This is a genomic window from Stutzerimonas sp. Brlt_14 (genome assembly GCF_051948915.1).
In the GTDB taxonomy this organism is placed as follows: Bacteria; Pseudomonadota; Gammaproteobacteria; order Pseudomonadales; family Pseudomonadaceae; genus Stutzerimonas; species Stutzerimonas stutzeri.
Genome location: NZ_JAYJLM010000005.1, coordinates 138397 through 156757, shown reverse-complemented (window position 1 = coordinate 156757; position 18361 = coordinate 138397). Strand labels below are relative to the sequence as shown.

General features: G+C 65.1%; 17 protein-coding genes. 12 read left to right on the top strand and 5 right to left on the bottom strand.

Features of this window, described 5'->3' with window-relative positions; translation table 11 throughout:
• Positions 1-64 precede the first annotated feature (64 nt).
• From minD to VF716_RS13865, 10 genes are all read left to right on the top strand, one after another.
• Complete coding sequence (gene minD / locus VF716_RS13910; protein ID WP_013982251.1) at positions 65-880, top strand: septum site-determining protein MinD; 816 nt, start codon at positions 65-67, stop codon at positions 878-880.
• A complete protein-coding gene (minE, locus tag VF716_RS13905) occupies positions 877-1134 on the top strand; it encodes a cell division topological specificity factor MinE (RefSeq protein WP_003301267.1) in 258 nt (85 codons plus the stop codon). The genes minD and minE overlap by 4 nt, the downstream gene beginning before the upstream one ends.
• A 60-nt stretch (positions 1135-1194) precedes the next feature.
• Positions 1195-1830, top strand: a complete 636-nt coding sequence (locus VF716_RS13900) for an RluA family pseudouridine synthase (RefSeq protein WP_440552753.1) — start codon at positions 1195-1197, stop codon at positions 1828-1830.
• Positions 1831-1978: 148 nt separating this feature from the next.
• The gene (locus VF716_RS13895) at positions 1979-3268 is read left to right on the top strand and encodes a M18 family aminopeptidase (protein ID WP_125912220.1); all 1290 of its coding nucleotides are present in this window, start codon (positions 1979-1981) and stop codon (positions 3266-3268) included.
• The gene (locus VF716_RS13890; RefSeq protein ID WP_011912592.1) at positions 3268-4704 is read left to right on the top strand and encodes a DUF3375 domain-containing protein; all 1437 of its coding nucleotides are present in this window, start codon (positions 3268-3270) and stop codon (positions 4702-4704) included. Before VF716_RS13895 ends, VF716_RS13890 begins: the two co-directional genes overlap by 1 nt.
• Positions 4705-4708: 4 nt before the next feature.
• Positions 4709-5299: a DUF4194 domain-containing protein gene (locus VF716_RS13885; protein ID WP_011912591.1), complete on the top strand. Its 591-nt coding sequence runs from the start codon at positions 4709-4711 to the stop codon at positions 5297-5299.
• Positions 5296-8679, top strand: a complete 3384-nt coding sequence (locus tag VF716_RS13880; protein WP_011912590.1) for an ATP-binding protein — start codon at positions 5296-5298, stop codon at positions 8677-8679. The genes VF716_RS13885 and VF716_RS13880 overlap by 4 nt, the downstream gene beginning before the upstream one ends.
• A gap of 42 nt (positions 8680-8721) precedes the next feature.
• Positions 8722-9012 (top strand): nucleotidyltransferase family protein, encoded by a 291-nt coding sequence (locus VF716_RS13875; RefSeq protein WP_011912589.1) that lies wholly within the window; start codon positions 8722-8724, stop codon positions 9010-9012.
• Complete coding sequence (locus VF716_RS13870; protein WP_020307337.1) at positions 9005-9358, top strand: HepT-like ribonuclease domain-containing protein; 354 nt, start codon at positions 9005-9007, stop codon at positions 9356-9358. Before VF716_RS13875 ends, VF716_RS13870 begins: the two co-directional genes overlap by 8 nt.
• A 20-nt stretch (positions 9359-9378) precedes the next feature.
• Entirely contained in the window at positions 9379-10563 is a 1185-nt protein-coding gene (locus VF716_RS13865; protein ID WP_440552752.1) for a DUF3322 domain-containing protein, read from the top strand.
• Positions 10564-10618: 55 nt separating this feature from the next.
• Here the strand turns inward: VF716_RS13865 and VF716_RS13860 are convergent, their stop codons facing one another.
• A complete protein-coding gene (locus VF716_RS13860; protein ID WP_011912586.1) occupies positions 10619-11581 on the bottom strand; it encodes an NAD(P)H-quinone oxidoreductase in 963 nt (320 codons plus the stop codon).
• 168 nt (positions 11582-11749) lie between these two features.
• Here VF716_RS13860 and VF716_RS13855 point away from each other — a divergent pair, with 168 nt between their 5' ends.
• Together VF716_RS13855 and VF716_RS13850 are read left to right on the top strand one after the other, a co-directional pair.
• The gene (locus VF716_RS13855) at positions 11750-13834 is read left to right on the top strand and encodes a carboxy terminal-processing peptidase (RefSeq protein WP_440552751.1); all 2085 of its coding nucleotides are present in this window, start codon (positions 11750-11752) and stop codon (positions 13832-13834) included.
• 427 nt (positions 13835-14261) lie between these two features.
• A complete protein-coding gene (locus tag VF716_RS13850) occupies positions 14262-16058 on the top strand; it encodes a bifunctional diguanylate cyclase/phosphodiesterase (protein WP_041755416.1) in 1797 nt (598 codons plus the stop codon).
• 390 nt (positions 16059-16448) lie between these two features.
• Here the strand turns inward: VF716_RS13850 and VF716_RS13845 are convergent, their stop codons facing one another.
• The 4 genes from VF716_RS13845 to VF716_RS13830 all read right to left on the bottom strand — a co-directional run bounded on the left by VF716_RS13845 (position 16449) and on the right by VF716_RS13830 (position 18215).
• Positions 16449-16904 (bottom strand): hypothetical protein, encoded by a 456-nt coding sequence (locus VF716_RS13845; RefSeq protein WP_020307333.1) that lies wholly within the window; start codon positions 16902-16904, stop codon positions 16449-16451.
• On the bottom strand, positions 16904-17284 hold the full coding sequence (locus tag VF716_RS13840) for a hypothetical protein (protein ID WP_041755415.1): 381 nt from the start codon (positions 17282-17284) through the stop codon (positions 16904-16906). The genes VF716_RS13845 and VF716_RS13840 overlap by 1 nt, the downstream gene beginning before the upstream one ends.
• The gene (locus tag VF716_RS13835) at positions 17281-17607 is read right to left on the bottom strand and encodes a helix-turn-helix transcriptional regulator (protein WP_011912581.1); all 327 of its coding nucleotides are present in this window, start codon (positions 17605-17607) and stop codon (positions 17281-17283) included. Before VF716_RS13835 ends, VF716_RS13840 begins: the two co-directional genes overlap by 4 nt.
• Positions 17608-17765: 158 nt before the next feature.
• Positions 17766-18215 carry a YkvA family protein gene (locus VF716_RS13830; protein WP_011912580.1) on the bottom strand — a complete coding sequence of 150 codons (450 nt, stop codon included), beginning with the start codon at positions 18213-18215 and terminating at the stop codon, positions 17766-17768.
• Positions 18216-18361 lie beyond the last annotated feature (146 nt).

The following is an 18361-nucleotide window of genomic DNA, read 5'->3' as shown; positions in this document are numbered from 1 at the left end:
GGGCAATCCTGACGCCAAAACCGGGCGGAAGGTCCCGATTTTTCAATTTTTAGGGTGAATCACCTTGGCCAAGATCATCGTAGTCACTTCCGGCAAAGGTGGCGTTGGTAAAACCACCACCAGCGCCGCCATCGGTACCGGCCTCGCTCTGCGCGGCCACAAGACTGTCATCGTCGACTTCGACGTCGGTCTGCGGAACCTCGACTTGATCATGGGCTGCGAACGCCGGGTGGTTTACGACTTCGTCAACGTCATCAATGGCGATGCCACCCTGACCCAGTCCCTGATCAAGGACAAGCGTCTGGAGAACCTCTACGTGCTGGCTGCCAGCCAGACGCGCGACAAGGACGCCCTCACCCAGGAAGGCGTCGGCAAGGTGATCGACGAGCTGGGCAAGAACTTCGAATACGTCATCTGCGACTCCCCGGCGGGCATCGAGAAAGGCGCGCATCTGGCCATGTACTTCGCCGACGAAGCCATCGTCGTGACCAACCCGGAAGTCTCCTCGGTACGCGACTCCGACCGCATGCTCGGCCTGCTGGCCAGCAAGTCGCGTCGCGCCGAAAACGGCGAAGAGCCGATCAAGGAACACCTGCTGCTGACCCGCTACAACCCTGAGCGCGTCACCAAGGGCGAAATGCTCGGCGTCGAAGACGTCGAGGAAATTCTCTCCATCCGCCTGCTGGGCGTGATCCCCGAGTCGCAGGCTGTGCTCAAGGCGTCCAACCAGGGCATCCCGGTGATCCTCGATGACCAGAGCGACGCCGGTCAGGCCTACAGCGACGCGGTGGACCGCCTGCTGGGCAAGGAAGTGGCGCACCGCTTCCTCGACGTCAAGAAGCCTGGCTTCCTGCAACGACTTTTCGGAGGCCGCGAATGAACCTCTTCGACTTCTTCCGTGAACGCAAGAAGAAGGAAACACCGGCCGCCATTGCCAAGGAACGCCTGCAGATCATCGTCGCCCACGAACGCGGCCAGCGCACCGAGCCGGACTACCTGCCGGCATTGCAGAAGGAGCTGGTCGAGGTGATCCGCAAGTACGTCAACATCGACAGCGATCAGGTTCAGGTCGCCCTCGAGGATCAGGGCAGCTGCTCGATTCTCGAACTGAACATCACCCTGCCGGATCGCTGAGCGGCACGGCGTACAGAAGCGGCGGCCCACGGGTCGCCGTCTTCGTTTGTGGGAAGAACAATGCCTCTTAGCAACATCCAGATCATTCACCAGGACGCCGCCCTGCTGGTGATCAACAAGCCGACCCTGCTGCTCTCCGTGCCAGGACGGGCTGAAGACAATCGTGACTGTCTGGTGACCCGCCTGCAGGAGAACGGCTACCCCGAAGCCCGCATCGTGCACCGCCTGGACTGGGAGACCTCCGGGCTCATCGTGCTCGCCCGCGACGCCGATACGCACCGCGAGCTGTCCCGTCAGTTTCATGACCGCGAAACGGAAAAGGCCTATACCGCGCTGTGCTGGGGCCAGCCGGAGCAGGACAGTGGCAGCATCGACCTGCCACTGCGTTACGACCCGCCGACCAAGCCACGACATGTGGTCGATCACGAACTGGGCAAGCATGCGCTGACCTTCTGGCGCGTACTCGAGCGCTGCGGCGACTACAGCCGCGTCGAACTGACCCCCATCACCGGGCGCTCTCACCAGTTGCGGGTGCACATGCTGTCCACCGGCCATCCGTTGCTCGGCGACCGCCTCTACGCCCACGAGCAGGCGTTGCGGGCGCACGAGCGCCTGTGCCTGCATGCCAGCATGCTGACCCTGACCCATCCGCAGACCGGCGCGCGCCTGCGTTTCGAGAGCCCGGCACCGTTCTGAGGGGAGCTCGGGAGTGCGCCGTCGCCTGGCCTGGTCGAGGTGCGTGGCGCCGAAGCCCGACAGCGCGCCGGGCCCCGCCCCTGATTCCACGCTTATTCACCACCGGTGAATGCTATAGACTTTGTGGCCTTGCCGTCCGGAGCCCCCCATGCGCGATGAACTCAACCAGGGCCTGATCGATTACCTCAAGGCCTCCCCCACCCCCTTCCATGCCACCGCCAGCCTTGCCCAAACCCTGCAGGCCGCTGGCTACAAGGCACTCGACGAGCGCGAGCCCTGGCATACCGAAGCCGGTGGGCGCTACTACGTGACCCGCAACGACTCGGCCATCATCGCCTTTCAACTCGGCGGCAAGCCCCTCGCCGAACACGGCCTGCGGCTGGTCGGCGCTCACACCGACAGCCCCTGCCTGCGCGTCAAGCCGCAGCCGGAACTGCAGCGCCAGGGCTTCTGGCAACTGGGCGTGGAGGTCTACGGTGGCGCCTTGCTGGCGCCGTGGTTCGACCGTGATCTATCCCTGGCCGGGCGCGTCACCTACAGCCGCGACGGGCGCATCGAAAGCCAGCTGATCGATTTCAGGCAGCCGATCGCCAGCATTCCCAACCTCGCGATCCACCTCAACCGGGAAGCCAACCAGGGCTGGGCGATCAACGCCCAGAACGAACTGCCACCGATCCTCGCGCAGATCGCCAGCCAGGAAAGCCCGGATTTCCGCGCCCTGCTCGCCGACCAGCTCGGCCGCGAGCACGGCCTGGTCGCCGATGTGGTGCTGGACTTCGAACTGAGTTTCTACGACACCCAGCCGGCGGCGGTCATCGGCCTCAACGGCGACTTCATCGCCGGCGCCCGGCTGGACAACCTGCTGTCCTGCTTCGCGGGCCTGCAGGCCCTGTTCGACGCCGGCCCGGACGAAACCTGCGTACTGGTCTGCACCGACCACGAAGAAGTCGGCTCGGCCTCGATGTGTGGCGCCGACGGTCCCTTCCTCGAACAGGTGCTGCGTCGCCTGCTGCCCGAAGAGGACGATTTCCAGCGCGCGATCAACCGCTCGCTGCTGATCTCCGCCGACAATGCCCACGCCGTTCACCCGAACTATGCCGACAAGCACGACGGCAACCACGGCCCGAAACTCAATGCCGGCCCGGTGATCAAGGTCAACAGCAACCAGCGCTACGCCACCAGCAGCGAAACCGCAGGCTTCTTCCGCCACCTGTGCCTGGAAAACGAAGTACCGGTGCAGAGCTTCGTCACCCGCAGCGACATGGGCTGCGGCTCGACCATCGGCCCGATCACCGCCAGCCAGCTCGGCGTGCGCACCGTGGACATCGGCCTGCCGACCTTTGCCATGCATTCGATCCGCGAACTCGCCGGCAGCCAGGACCTGGCGCATCTGGTGAAGGTGCTCGGCGCCTTCTATTCGAGCGCCGAGCTGCCCTGATGGACTATGCGCAACTGCTCGCCCTGCGCCAGCGCCATCCGGCCTGGCGACTGTTGCGCGCCGACCATGCACCGCTGATCGCGAGCTTCCTGCAACAGGCCTTCGTCGCGCCCAATCGCCGCAGCCTGGACGCCCGCAGCCTGGCTTCGCTGCTCGAGGACAGGCTCTACAGCCTCAACCAGGAGGCGGACGAACCCCTCTTTCCGCGCAGCGCCAGCGCCTATCTCGACGAATGGGCCGACAACGCCAACGGCTGGCTGCGCAAGTTCTACCCACCGGGCAACGATGAGGCCCATTTCGAGCTGACGCCTGCCAGCGAAAAGGCCATCGAATGGCTGGCCAGTCTGGGCAAGCGCCAGTTCGTCGGTACCGAATCGCGCTTGCTGTCGATCTTCGAGCTGCTGCGACAGATGGTCCAGGGCAGTGAGACCGATCCCCAGGCGCGCATCCTCGAACTGGAAAAGCGCAAGGCGGCGCTGGACGAGGAGATCGCCAGGATTCGAGCCGGCGAAGTCGCGCTGATGGACGATACGCGAGTGCGCGAGCGCTTCCTGGAAGTCGACGCCAGCTCGCGCAGCCTGCTGGCCGATTTTCGCCAGGTGGAACAGAACTTCCGCGACCTCGATCGCCAGGTGCGCGAACGCATCGCCACCTGGGGCGGCGGCAAGGGCGAGTTGCTCGCGGAGATTTTCGGCGAGCGCGACGCCATTTCCGATTCCGACCAGGGCCGCAGCTTCCGCGCCTTCTGGGAGTTCCTGATGTCGCCGGCGCGCCAGGAAGAACTGTCCGAGCTGCTGCACAAGGCCTTCGCGCTCGCGCCGGTACAAAGCCTGGAGCCGGACCGGCGCCTGCTGCGCGTGCACTACGACTGGCTGGAAGCCGGCGAGATGGCCCAGCGCACCGTGGCACGGCTGTCCGAGCAGTTGCGCCGCTACCTGGACGACCAGGCCTGGCTGGAGAATCGGCGAATCATGCACCTGCTGCGCGATATCGAAACCCGGGCCCTGGCCGTACGCGAGCAGCCGCCGAACGCCGAACTGCTCGGCATCGATGCGCCCGCGCCAGAACTGACCCTGCCACTCGACCGGCCACTCTATAGCCCGCCCTTGCGGCCGAAGATCGAAACCCTGATCCTCCTCGAAGGCGAGGACGAGAGCGGCGGCGAGGCGCTGTTCAACCAGTTCCACGTCGACAAGGCGCGCCTGCTTGAGCAGATCCGCCAGGCCCTGCGCCAGCGTCCGCGGATCAGCCTCGGCGAGTTGCTGGAGACGTATCCCATGCAACACGGCCTGGCCGAGCTGGTCGCCTACCTGGACCTGGCCGCCAGCGACCGCCACTGCGCCTTCGATGAACACCAGCCGCAGCTGGTGCAATGGCAGGACGCCAGCGGCACCCTGCGCCGCGCCAGCATTCCCCTGATCGTATTCGGCCAATGACGACATGAGCGACACCACACCCGACAATGCCTTCTCGCTGCTGCTGATCGCCCTGTTCAAGGGCGTGCTCTACCGCGAGGACGATGCCGCGCAGTGGCAGCAACTGCTCGACCGGCAAGCTGCCGCGCGCGATTACCTGGGCGTGATCGGCCTGGAACTGATCCTCGACGAGGCCGAAGGCTACGCCTACCTCGCGCAGCGCGCCGACGAGGACGGCAGTGCCCTGCCGCGGCTGGTTCCGCGGCGCCAGCTCAGCTACCCAGTGAGCCTGTTGCTGGCATTGCTGCGCAAGCGCCTGGCCGAAGCGGATGCCGCTGGCGGCGAACGGCTGATCCTGTCGCGCGAACAGCTCGCCGAGATGCTGCGCCTGTTCCTGCCCGAGGGCAGCAACGAAGCCCGGCTGGTCGATCGCATCGACGCGCACGTCGCCAAGATTGTCGAGCTCGGCTTCCTGCGCAGGCTGCGCGGCCAGGACGAATCGCTGTACGAGGTGCGGCGCATCCTCAAGGCGTTCGTCGATGCGCAATGGCTCAACGAGTTCGACCAGCGCCTCGGCGAATACGCCGGCCAGCACGGCACGGAGGAACAGCCATGAACGCTCCCGACACGCTTTCCCTGCTCGATTTCGCCAGCAGTGACGAGCGCGCCGGTTTCCGCCTGCACGCTATCGAGGTGTACAACTGGGGCACCTTCGACCAGCGGGTCTGGCGCTTTCCCACCCGCGGCGACAATGCGCTGCTGACCGGCGACATCGGCTCCGGCAAATCGACCCTGGTGGACGCCATCACCACCCTGCTGGTGCCCGCGCAGAAGATCGCCTACAACAAGGCCGCCGGCGCCGAGGCCAGGGAACGCACGCTGCGCTCCTACGTGCTGGGTTACTACAAGTCCGAGCGCAGCGAAGCCGGCCTCAGCGCCAAGCCGGTGGCGCTGCGCGACCACAACAGCTATTCGGTGATCCTCGGCCATTTCTACAACGAGGGCTTCGACCAGCACGTCACCCTCGCCCAGGTGTTCTACATCAGCGACAACCGCGGCCAGCCGGAACGCTTCTATGTGGTCGCGGACCGTCCGCTGTCGATCACCGAACACTTCGCCAGCTTCGGCAGCGACCTCAACGCCCTGCGCAAACGCCTGCGCGAGCTGCCCCACGTCGAGCTCGAACCCAGCTTCGCCGCCTACAGCGCCGCCTTCCGCCGCCGCTTCGGCATCGCCGACGACCAGGCGCTGGAGCTGTTCAGCCAGACCGTATCGATGAAATCGGTGGGCAACCTCACCGATTTCGTTCGCGAACACATGCTCGAGGAGTTTCCGCTGGACGAGCGCATCCAGGCGCTGATCCACCACTTCGACGATCTCAATCGCGCCCACGAGGCGGTGCTCAAGGCCAAGCGGCAGATCGGCCTGCTGCGACCGATGGTGGACAACTGCCAGCGTTACGCCGAAGCCTCGGAGCAGGCGCAAGGGCTGGTCGCCTGCCGCGAAGCGCTGGCGCCCTGGTTCGCCGGGCTCAAGGCCGAGCTGCTGGACAAGCGCCTGGACAACCTCGCCCAGGACATCGCCCGCCAGCGCGAGCAGCGCCGCGCGCTGCAGGAGCACCAGCGGCAGGGCCAGTCGAAACGCGACGAACTGACCCGCGCCATCGCCCAGAACGGCGGTGACCGCCTGGCGTCGATCAGGCAGGAAATCGCCCGGCTGGAAGCGGACCAGCAGCGCCGCCAGCATGCCGCCGAACGCTATGACCACCTCGCCGGCGCGCTGCAGCTGCCGCAGGCGAACGACGCCGAGCCGTTCCTGGCCAACCGTCAGGCGCTGCCCGGCCTGGTCGAGCAGTGCCAACAACAGCGCGACAGCGCGCAGAACGGCCAGACCGAAGCCGCCGTCGAATTGCGCGACCTGCGCCAGCAGCATCGGCAGCTCGAAACCGAGCTGGAGTCGCTGCGCAGTCGCCGCTCCAATCTGCCGGCGCGGATTCTCGACATCCGTTCGCGCCTCTGCCAGGCGCTGGAGCTGGACGAGGCCGCGCTGCCCTTCGTCGGCGAACTGCTGCAGGTGCGCGAAGACGAGCGCGACTGGGAAGGCGTCGCCGAGCGCCTGCTGCACAACTTCGGCCTGTCGCTGCTGGTGCCCGACGCGCGCTACGCCCAGGTCGCGCAATGGGTCGAACAGACCCACCTGGGCGAGCGGCTGGTCTACTTCCGGGTCCGTGAGCGGCGCCTGCAGACGCCGGCCGAAACGCACCCCGAGTCGCTGCTGCGCAAGCTGCAGATCAAGCCGGACACGCCCTTCTACGACTGGCTGGAGCAGGAGCTGGCGCGACGCTTCGACTATGCCTGCTGCGCCTCGCTGGAACAGTTCCGCCGCGAGGACAAGGCGGTCACCCGCGCCGGCCAGGTGAAGTCCGGCCAGGAGCGCCACGAGAAGGATGATCGCCGCCGGCTGGGCGACCGCACCCAGTACATCCTCGGCTGGAGTAACGAGCAGAAGATCGCCGCCCTGGCCGGGCAGGCCGACGATCTGCAAACGCGCATCCAGCGACAGGCCATGCAACTGGCCGAGCTGCAGCAGCGCCAGCGCGACCTCGATGAACGCCTCGGCCTGCTCAACCAACTATCGGTATTCGACAGCTTCGAGGCGCTGGACTGGCGGCCCCTGCTCACGCAGATCCATGGCCTGGAACAGGAGCGCCGGCAGCTCGAAGCCGAGTCCGACACCCTGCGCACGCTGCAACGGCAGTTGCAGGCGCTGGAAGACGAACTGCGCGAAGGTCGCGACGCGCTCGACGAGAAGAACCGCGAGCTGAGCCGCAGCGAGCAGAAGCACGAAGACGCCCAGGCCCTGACCGACGAGGCGCGCGCGCTGCACACCGCCGCAAGCCCCGAGCAGCAGGCGCGCTTCGTCGAACTCGACAGCTTGCGCGCCGAAGCCCTGGGTGAACACACGCTGACGGTGGAATCCTGCGCCAATCGCGAGCAGGCCATGCGCGGCTGGCTGCAGGGCAGGATCGACAGCGAGAACAAGCGCCTGGACCGCCTGAGCCAGAACATCATCCAGGCCATGAGCGAGTACCGCATCGAGTTCCCGCTGGAAACCCGCGAGGTGGACGCCAGCCTGGCGGCCGCCGAGGATTACCGCGCCATGCTCGACAGCCTCGAGCAGGATGGCCTGCCGCAATTCGAGCAGCGCTTCAAGGCGATGCTCAACGAAAACATCATCAACGAGATCGCCAACTTCCAGAGCCAGCTGCGCCGCGAGGAGCACGACATCCGCGAGCGCATCGAGGAGATCAACCGCTCGCTGCGGGAAATCGACTACAACCCCGGTCGCCTGATCCAGCTGGAAGCGCAGTCCAGCGGCGACGGCGAGATCGCCGAGTTCCGCGCCAGCCTGCGCGCCTGCACCGAAGGCAGCCTCTCCGGCAGCGGCGACGAGCAATACGCCGAGGGCAAGTTCCTCGAGGTGCGGCGGATCATCGAGCGCTTCCGCGGCCGCGAAGGCCTGAGCGACCAGGACCGCCGCTGGACCCGCAAGGTCTGCGACGTGCGCAACTGGTTCGGCTTCTCCGCCTCCGAACGCTGGCGCGAGGATGGCAGCGAACACGAACACTACAGCGATTCGGGCGGCAAGTCCGGCGGGCAGAAGGAGAAGCTGGCCTACACCGTGCTGGCGGCCAGCCTGGCCTACCGCTTCGGCCTGGAATGGGGCGTGACCCGCTCGCGTTCGTTCCGCTTCGTGGTGATCGACGAAGCCTTCGGCCGTGGTTCCGACGAATCGGCACGCTACGGGCTCGAACTGTTCAAGAAGCTCAACCTGCAGTTGCTAATCGTCACCCCGCTGCAGAAGATCCACATCATCGAGCCCTACGTCGCCAGCGTCGGCTTCGTGCACAACGAGCAGGGCCGCGAATCGAAGCTGCGCTGCCTGAGCATCGAGGAATACCGCGAGCGCAAGGAGCAGTTGGGCGCAACGCAGTGATCCACGCTATGGTCAGCAGACCTACGATGAAGAGGTATTGAAATGAACCGCGATACGGCCCTCGAGGTACTCACCCGCAGCAAGCCGATACTGGCCAGCCGCTTCGGCGTCGCCCGCCTGGCCCTGTTCGGTTCGACAGCCAGGAACCTCGCTCGCGACGACAGCGACGTGGATATCCTCGTGGCTTTCGATGGGCCAGCGACCTCGGAGCGTTATTTCGGCGTTCAGTTCTACCTGGAAGATCGGCTGCAACGTCCCGTCGATCTGGTGACGGAGAAAGCGTTGCGTCCGGAATTGCGGCCCTATATCGAACAGGAAGCGGTCAATGTCTGAACAAACCGGCCGCGAATGGCGCTTCTACATCGATGACATGATCGCCTTCATCGAGAAGGTGGCGAATTATACGGAGGGGCTCGATCAGCACGCCTTCGTTTCCAGCGCGCTGACCTACGATGCGACATTGCGTAACCTCGAACTGATAGGAGAAGCCGCCACTCGTATTCCGAACGAAGTGCGCAATGCCAACACGCAGATTGCCTGGCGACAAATCATCGCCACGCGAAATCGATTGATCCATGGTTACCTCGGCATTGACGACGACACAGTCTGGAGTATCGTTCGGGACGACCTCCCTGCACTCCTGACGCAATTGCGGGCCTTGTCGAACCGTCAGCCCTGACCCATGCGACAAAAAGAAGCATGACCGTCTGGACCACCCCCACCGACCTCAAAACCCAGCTTCAACGCCTCTGGGACCAGGGCACGCTGCTGCGCGCCTCGCTGGCCGATGAGGCGCTTTTCCCCCTGCAGCTGCGCCTGAAGAAGCCCAACAACCAGGCGCTGGCCGAACGTTTCGACGAAGTGCGCCAGTGGATTCGGCTGTTGCAGGCGGGCGAAGGGGCCTATCGGCTGCAATGGAAAGAGATCAATCACCGCCAGCTGGGCCGCAATCAGGTGCCCGATGGCGCCTGGGTCGACAGCCTGGACGCCGCCCTGACGCTGCTCGGCAGGCGCCGCGAGGCCGAGCGTTTTCGCCAGTTGGCCGAGGCCACCCTGGCGGCGTTTCCCGCGCTGCACGGCTGGCTATGCCGCTATCCCCTGCGTGTACTGGAACAGGGCGAACACTGGCACAAGGTGCTGGCGGTGCTGCACTGGTTCCGCGCCCATCCCCACAGCGGCCTGTACCTGCGCCAGCTGGACATCCCCGGGGTCGACAGCAAGTTCATCGAGCAGCGGCGCGGCCTGCTCGGCGAGCTGCTGGACCTGGCATTGCCCAGCACCGCCATCGATGCCCAAGCGCGTGGCGCCCGCGCCTTCAGCCGCCGCTACGGGCTGCGCGACAAGCCGCTGCGCATACGCCTGCGAATTCTCGATCCGCGCCTGGCGATCAGCGGCCTCAGCGACCTGGAAATGCCGGTGGAGCAACTGGCCGCACTGCACCTGGAGCACCGGCAGGTATTCGTCACCGAGAACGAGACCAATGCCCTGGCGTTTCCCGCGCTGGCCGGGAGCATCCTGCTGTTCGGCCAGGGCTATGCGCTGGACCGCCTGGGCGACATCCCTTGGCTGCACCGATGCCCGCTGCACTACTGGGGCGACATCGACACCCACGGCTTCGCGATTCTCGATCGCCTGCGTGCGCATTTCCCCCTGGCCCGCTCACTGCTGATGGACCGCGAAACCTTGCTGGAACATCGCCCGCTCTGGGGCGAAGAGCCGCCGGACAAGCGCTGCACGGCCACACTGCGGCGCCTGGACGATGCCGAACTGGCGCTCTTCGAGGACCTGCGCGACGACCGCCTGGGCCAGCGCATCCGGCTGGAGCAGGAGCACATCCGTTTCGGCTGGCTGGAACGGGCGCTGCGCGGGCTGCACAGCTTCTAGGGTCTGTTCCCGTTTCTTCGCGGCTCGCGATAAACGGGAACAGACCCTAAAAGGCTCAGGCGAGACTGTCGTCGATCACCAGCGCCACCTTGCCGGACACCGTGTTGCTCGCCAGCGCGGCGAAAGCGGCCTCGACATCGCCGATGGCGAAGGTCCGCTCCAGCCGTGGCGACAGCTTGCCGCTGGTGAACAGCGGCCAGACCTTCTCCTCCATTTCCGCCAGCAGGTCGGCCTTGTAGTCGGCGTCGCGGCTACGCAGCGTGGAGCCGATCAGCTGGATGCGCTTGGCCAGCAGCCCCGCCAGGTCCAGCTCGGCCTTGCGTCCGCCCATCAGGCCGATCATCACCCAGCGCCCGTCCATGCCCAGCAGCTGCAGGTTGAGCGCCGCGTACTTGGCGCCGACCGGGTCGAGGATCATGTCGAAGGGTGCGAAATCGCGCAGCGCCTCCAGCGATTCGCCGCGCAACACGCCGCCCTGCGCGCCGAGCGACTCGCAATAGGCCAGGCGCTCGGCCGAACCCACGCTGACCCAGCACGGATTGCCGAAGGCCTTGCACAGTTGGATCGCAGCCGAACCCACGCCACTGGCGCCAGCGTGCAGCAGCACCTTGTCGCCCGCGAGCAAGGCGCCGAGGCGATAGAGGTTCAGCCAGGCCGTGGCATAGACTTCCGGGATCACCGCGGCCTCGTGCAGCGACAGGCCATCGGGCACCGGCAAGGCATGGCGGGCGTCGACGACCACCTCCTCGGCCATGCCGCCACCGGCCAGCAGCGTGCAGACGCGGTCGCCGACCTTCCAGCGGCTGCGGCCATTCACCTCGCTGACCACGCCAGCGCACTCCAGCCCAAGAATGTCGGTGACCCCGGCCGGCGGCGGGTAGTGCCCCGCACGCTGAAGCAGGTCCGCCCGGTTGAGCCCGGCGGCGGCGACCCGTATGCGCACCTCGCCCTCAGCGCACGCCGGAGCCGCTCTGTGCGCCCACTCCAGTTGCCCCTCGATACCTTGCAATGCCTTCATGCTGCCTCCATAGTGAGTTCAATCCGTGCCCGTTCAACCGATCGCTCGCTTTCTCGACCAGCTGTTACCATCGGGCTCATGCTTCCACCGCCGGACGGAAACGGAACCGGCGCCTACTTTAGATGGCCTAATATGCGTTATTCCCTTGCCTTACGTCGCCCCCAAGCCATGAAACGTACGCTGACCTGTACCTTTCTCGCCGTGTTCCTCGGCCTCCAGGCCTCCCTCGCGCTGGCCAAAGCCGTCAGCACGCCGGAAAACTGGGATTACCTGCAGCCCGATCGCGAACAGGTGATCGCCAGCCTGAACGTGGTCGAACTGCTCAAGCGTCACCACTACAACAAGCCGCCATTGAACGATGCACGCTCGTCGAAGATCTTCGACAGCTACATCCAGATGCTCGATCCGTCGCGCAGCTATTTCCTGGCATCCGACATCGAAGAATTCGGCAAGTGGCGCAACCAGTTCGATGATTTCCTCAAAGGCGGCAACCTCGAACCCGGCTTCGCCATCTACAAGCGGCACCTCGAGCGGCTGCAGAACCGCCTCAACTTTGCCCTGGGCCTGCTCGGCAAGGGCGTCGACAGCTTCGATTTCACCGTCGATGAAGAGCTGCTGGTCGATCGCGAGAAAGCCGCCTGGGCCAAGGACATGGCCGAGCTCGACGACCTCTGGCGCAAGCGCGTCAAGGACGAGGTCCTGCGCCTGAAGATTGCAGGCAAGGAGCCCAAGGCCATCGAGGAGCTGCTGACCAAACGCTACAAGAACCAGCTGGCGCGCCTCAACCAGACTCGCGGCGAAGACGTGTTCCAGACCTACATCAATGCGTTCGCCCAGTCCTACGATCCGCACACCCAGTACCTCTCGCCGGACAATGCCGAGAACTTCGACATCAACATGAGCCTGTCGCTGGAAGGTATCGGCGCGGTGCTGCAGAGCGACAACGAGCACGTCAAGATCGTACGCCTGGTGCCGGCCGGCCCGGCAGAAAAGAGCAAGCAGCTGGCACCGGCTGACAAGATCATCGGCGTTGGCCAGGCCAACGACGAAATGGTCGACGTCATCGGCTGGCGCCTGGATGAGGTGGTCAAGCTCATCCGCGGTCCAAAGGGCTCGGTGGTCCGCCTCGAAGTCATCCCGGCGAGCAATGCACCCAACGACCAGAACAGCAAGGTGGTCGCCATCACCCGCGAGGCGGTGAAGCTCGAAGAACAGGCGGCGAAGAAGTCGGTGCTGAACCTCGAACACCAGGGGCAGAACTTCAAGCTCGGCGTCATCGAGATCCCGGCCTTCTACCTCGACTTCAAGGCGCTGCGTGCCGGCGACCAGAACTACAAGAGCACCACCCGCGACGTGAAGAAGCTGCTGTCCGAACTGGAAGCGGAAAAGGTCGATGGCGTGGTGATCGACCTGCGCAACAACGGCGGCGGCTCCCTGCAGGAGGCCACCGAGCTGACCGGCCTGTTCATCGACCAGGGCCCCACGGTGCTGGTGCGCAACAGCGATGGCCGTGTCGACGTGCTGGCCGACGAGCAGGTCGGCGCCTTCTACAAGGGTCCGCTGGCCGTCCTGGTGAACCGCCTTTCGGCATCCGCCTCGGAGATCTTCGCCGGCGCCATGCAGGACTACCACCGCGGCTTGATCCTCGGCGGCCAGACCTTCGGCAAGGGCACCGTGCAGACCATCCAGCCGCTCAACCACGGTGAACTGAAACTGACCCTGGCCAAGTTCTACCGCGTCTCGGGCCAGAGCACCCAGCATCAGGGCGTGATTCCCGACATTTCCTACCCCGCCGACGTCGACACCAAGGAGATCGGCGAAAGCGCCCTGCCCGAGGCCCTGCCGTGGGACAGCATCCGCGCCGCGATCAACCCGGACATGAACCCGTTCAAACCGTTCCTGGCCGAGCTGAAGGCACGTCACGAAGCCCGTACCGGCGAGAACCCCGACTTCGTCTTCACCCGTGATCGCCTGGCCCTGGCGCAAGAGCTGATGCACGAAACCACGGTGAGCCTCAACGAAGAGAAGCGCCGCGCCCAGCAGGCCGATATCGAGAAACGCCAGCTGGCGCTGCAGAACGCCCTGCGCCAGGCCAAGGGCGAGGAACCGCTGGCCAAGCTGGAGAAGGAAGAGGAAACCACGCCGCACCAGGAAATGGACAAGCCCAAGCCGGAAGACGACGCCTACCTCTCCGAGAGCGGCCGTATCCTGCTCGACTACCTGGGGCTGAGCTCGGCCATGGCCAAGCACTAGGCGGAGCAACAAAAATACTGTGCGACGCGGGCGTAGGGTGCGCTCCGCGCACCACGGGCACGGCGTCCTGAGCGCAGCAGGAATACCGTGCGGCGTAAAATGCGGATTGGCCTTTCGCACCACCCTGTGGAGCCTGGGGGACGCCGAGTCCTTGCCGGCGATCCGCGGCGACGCGCAGCGCCGATCGCCGGCAAGCCGGCTCCTACAATGAAAGCGGTTCGCTGGGGGGATTTGCCCTCGCCGGGGCGTCGAAGCGCGCCACGGTGGCACCCTGCCTGGGATAGCCACCGACAGCGAGGGCAGGTGTCAATTATGACCGGCGCAAATACCGGCAAAACGCCATCCCTGTCATCAAGCTGACATCTGCGAACCGTGAAATGGAAGGGCCACAGCGGTGGCCCTTTTTCATTCACGGCCCGAGAATTCCATGACCGTCACCGAGCAGTTGAGCATGCTGGGGCACATCCTTGCTCAAGGCGACATCACCACCCTGTTCCAACCCATCGTCTCGCTCTCCGAGCGCCGCATCCTCGGCTACGAAGCGCTGAGTCGCGGCCCGTCCAACAGCCCGCTGCATTCGCCGATCAACCTGCTGGCCACCGCGCGGCAGGCCGGACGGCTGAACGAGCTGGAAATGGCGTGCCGGCGCAGCGCCTGCCGCCGCTACAGCCAAGGCGCATTGCGCGGCAAGCTGTTCCTCAACGCCTCCCCCGAGACCTTGCTCGAAGCGGCGCACAAGCCCGGCCGCACCCTGGAGCTGCTGAATGCCTACGGCATCCCGGCCGAGCAGGTGGTCATCGAGCTGACCGAACAGACGCCGACCGATGATTTCGAACTGCTGGACAAGGCCCTGCATCACTACCGCGCGATGGGCTTCGGCATCGCCCTCGACGATCTCGGCGCCGGCTATTCGAGCCTTCGGATGTGGTCGGAACTGCGTCCGGATTACGTGAAGATCGATCGCTACTTCATCGACGGCATCCATCAGGATGCGGTGAAACGCGAGTTCGTCGAGTCGATCCTCAAGATCGCGCGGGCCTCACGCGCGCAGGTCATCGCCGAAGGCATCGAGCTGGCGGAAGAGCTGACGGTACTGTCGGAGATGGGTGTCGACCTGGTCCAGGGCTATCTGCTCGGCCGCCCGCAGGAGCTCCCCGCCCTGGATATCGACGAAGTGCTGCCCTCGGCGGAGGCGCAGCAGAACGGACTCAACGAGGAAACCGGCGATCTTTCCGCCCTGCTCGTATGCCAGCCGGCGATGTCGGCCGAGCGGCCGGTCGCCGAGATGCTGGAAGCCTTTCGCCTGCAGGCCAGCCTGAACTCGATCGCCGTGCTGGATACCGACGAAAGACCCGTGGGCATCGTGCATCGCAACCTGATCTCCGGCGCCCTGCTCAAGCCCTTCGCCACCGAGCTGCTGGCCCGCAAACCCATCAGCCGCCTGATGAGCAGCGACTTTCTCGCCGTCGAACTCGGCCAGTCGTTGCAGCAGGTCAGCCGGTTGCTCACCAGCCGTGCCCGGCAGCGCATCGAGGAGGATTTCGTCATCACCCTGGCGGGCCGCTATCACGGGCTCGGGCGGGTAATCGACGTGCTCAGGCTGATCACCGAAATGAAGATCCAGCAAGCCCGCCACGCCAATCCGCTGACTCTGCTGCCGGGCAACGTGCCGATCCAGCAATGCCTGACGCGCCTGCTGCAACAGAAGCGCGAAGCGCTGATCTGCTACGTGGACATCGACAACTTCAAACCCTTCAACGACCTCTATGGTTACGCCAAGGGCGATGAGGTCCTGCTGTGCCTGGCGCACTGCCTGAACGAAAGCGTCGATCCGAGCTGCGATTTCGTCGGCCATATCGGCGGCGACGACTTCCTGCTGGTTCTGACCAGCACCGACTGGGAACGGCGCATCGAGCAATTGTTGCAGGAATTCCACAGACGCTGCCGGCTCTTCTACCGCAGCGAGCACCTGGCCGCGGGCTGCTTCATCGCCTCGAGCCGCGAAGGCCATGAGCAACGCTATCCGCTATTGGCCCTGTCGATCGGCGCAGTCAGGCTGCGCGCGCAGAACATCGAACAGTTGGATGCCGGCGGGCTCGCCGCACTGGCCTCCGACGCCAAGCGACAGGCCAAGCAGGAAAGCGGCTCGAGCCTTTATCTCATCGACTCGGCCGATCTGCCGGCAGCGGGCCACAAACCAAGCCTCACGGCCCGTGCCTTGTAGAAGGCTCTGCCCTCGTGACGTGTTGCCGGGTGTTGGACGTGTTTGCCGCGGATGTTGCGTGCAACAGCCCGATGTTCGGGCGATCGCGCCCGGTAGGTTGGCGCTGAGCGCAGCGAGGCCCAACAGGCACGAACGTGTTGGGTTTCGTCGCTACGCGCCCCGCCTCAACCTACGGCTTATCGCCTAGCGCCCTGTCTGGTTAGTTTGTTAACTCACCGGGCATTATGTTGTAAGGAGCCAGCTTGCTGGCGATCATCGGCAGTGGTGGTCGGGATCGCCAGCAAGGACTAGGCGTCCCCCAGGGTCCTACGCCCGAAAGGCTCTTGCACTTCTTCCGAGTCGCGGCAACGCATGGATAACGAACGTCCAAGACAGACCCTAGGCAACACGCTATGGGGACATAGCCTTGTAGAAATCGGCCTGTTTCGCGTCGGCCGCGAGGCCATGGCCGCCCGCACGATAAAGCTGCTCGAGACGGACCGCAGCCAGGGGATGTCCGGCATCGGCGGCGCGGGCCCACCAGCGTACCGCCTCTCTGCCGTCCGGGCCGTGCGACGCCTCTTCGCTCAGGCTGATCACACCCATCTGGTAGGCCGCCTTCGCATCCCCCGCCTCGGCCGCCAGGCGCAGCAGGCGGGCGCCCTCCTGCCTGGCGCCGAAGCCCTGGCCGCGGAAATACAGGATGTGCCCGTAGAAGCTCTGGGCTTTCACATCGCCCAGTGCCGCCATCCGTGCGAACTGGCCCTCCATCCAGCGCCAGAGCTTCGGCTGTCGAACGGCCTGGCGCGAGGCCATCAGCTTGCGGGCAATGAAATACCCAGCCCTGGCCCGCAACTCCCACAGCATCAGGGCACCTCCGGATAATCGAACTCGAATACACGCGCCACTTCCCCGGCATGCCAGGAGGCGGCGGCAAAGCCGTCGGCAGGGCCGCTGAAACGCCCCAGACGAGCGGCACACTCGAAGAAACCGGTGCGGGGCAAGCGGCTGGCACCCTGGCTGATGACCAGGGCGCTACGCAACGGACGCTCCGAACGGGCATCCAGCGCGGCCAGGTGTTCGAGGGCGGCAGTGAGCGTCTGCATGGCGGGTGTCGGCAACTGCAGGCGCTCGAGCAGCGCCCGATAGGTCACCAGATGGCGCTGGCGGCGCGCCTCGGCCAGCTCGTCGAGCAGTGCCTGCCAATGCTGGCGGCTGATGCTCACGGCCGCAGATTGCTGGTTCAAGCGTCGTCCTCCCAGCCGGAAATATCCAGCGCGCGTGCCAGCGCACGGCGGATCGCGGCATCCGGCTCGCGCTCTCCGGCTTCGATCAGGCCAAGGTAGGCGGGGCTGATGCCCACCGAGCGCGCCAGTGCCTCCTGGCTCAGGCCCTGCGCCTCGCGCAGGATGGATAGTTGCTTCAGCGCCGGTTTCGGCACTTGCGAGGAAGAAGACTCCATGACCGTCGTAGGCTGGGCGCCAACCGCGTTCAGCAGCGCCTGGTACTCATCCCATGGCAGAACGGCATATTCCGGCGAACCGTCACGCATGATGACCTGTACATTCATCCGTTTTCCCCTGGCTTTCCCAACGATCAGAGGGCTGATCTTAACAGCCTGCGCGGCTCATTGAAGCGGCAAGCCAGGCACTCCGGAAAGTGAATCGGGACCCGGCTCCGCAAAAAAGCGGGCACATTCGACGACTCCGCTGCTTTCCTGGTCCGCAATCAGGCCGAATCTCCGCCGGCCTTGGGCTCGGTCAGTTCCGGCAGCCGTTGGAGTTCAGTCTGTCGCTCCCTTGGTTGCGCATCCTTCCAGACCCTGAACGCTTCCAGCTCTGCCGACCACTTGCGCATCACCCAGCCGAGCACCGCAAGGTCATCGATGAAACCGATCCCCGGCAGCCAGTCCGGAATGGCATCGATGGGCGAAAGGAAATAAAGCAGGCCGGCGACCACGGCAACCAGTGCCTGGGGGCTTATCGCACGGTACTCGCCACGCCACCAGGCGACACAGAGAGCCTGGAACAAGCCCAGGTCTTCACCCAGGCCCTTCATCAAACCCCGCTTCGACGATGATTTACGCGCCACGGCGAGCAACAGCGCGGGAATTTTCCCCATGCGGATCAGACGCTGCGCGAGGGGAAAATAACGCATGAAATTCCATGGTGCTTTCATCTCGTGCTCCTGCAACTGGCGCCGTTGCTGGCGTTGAAAAGGTTATCCACCGAAGCTGTGGATAACCCTGTAGACAGATTATGGATGACTGCCGCAAACGCCCTGTCCATGGGCATCCACGACAGATCGGCGCTTTTTTATCCAGC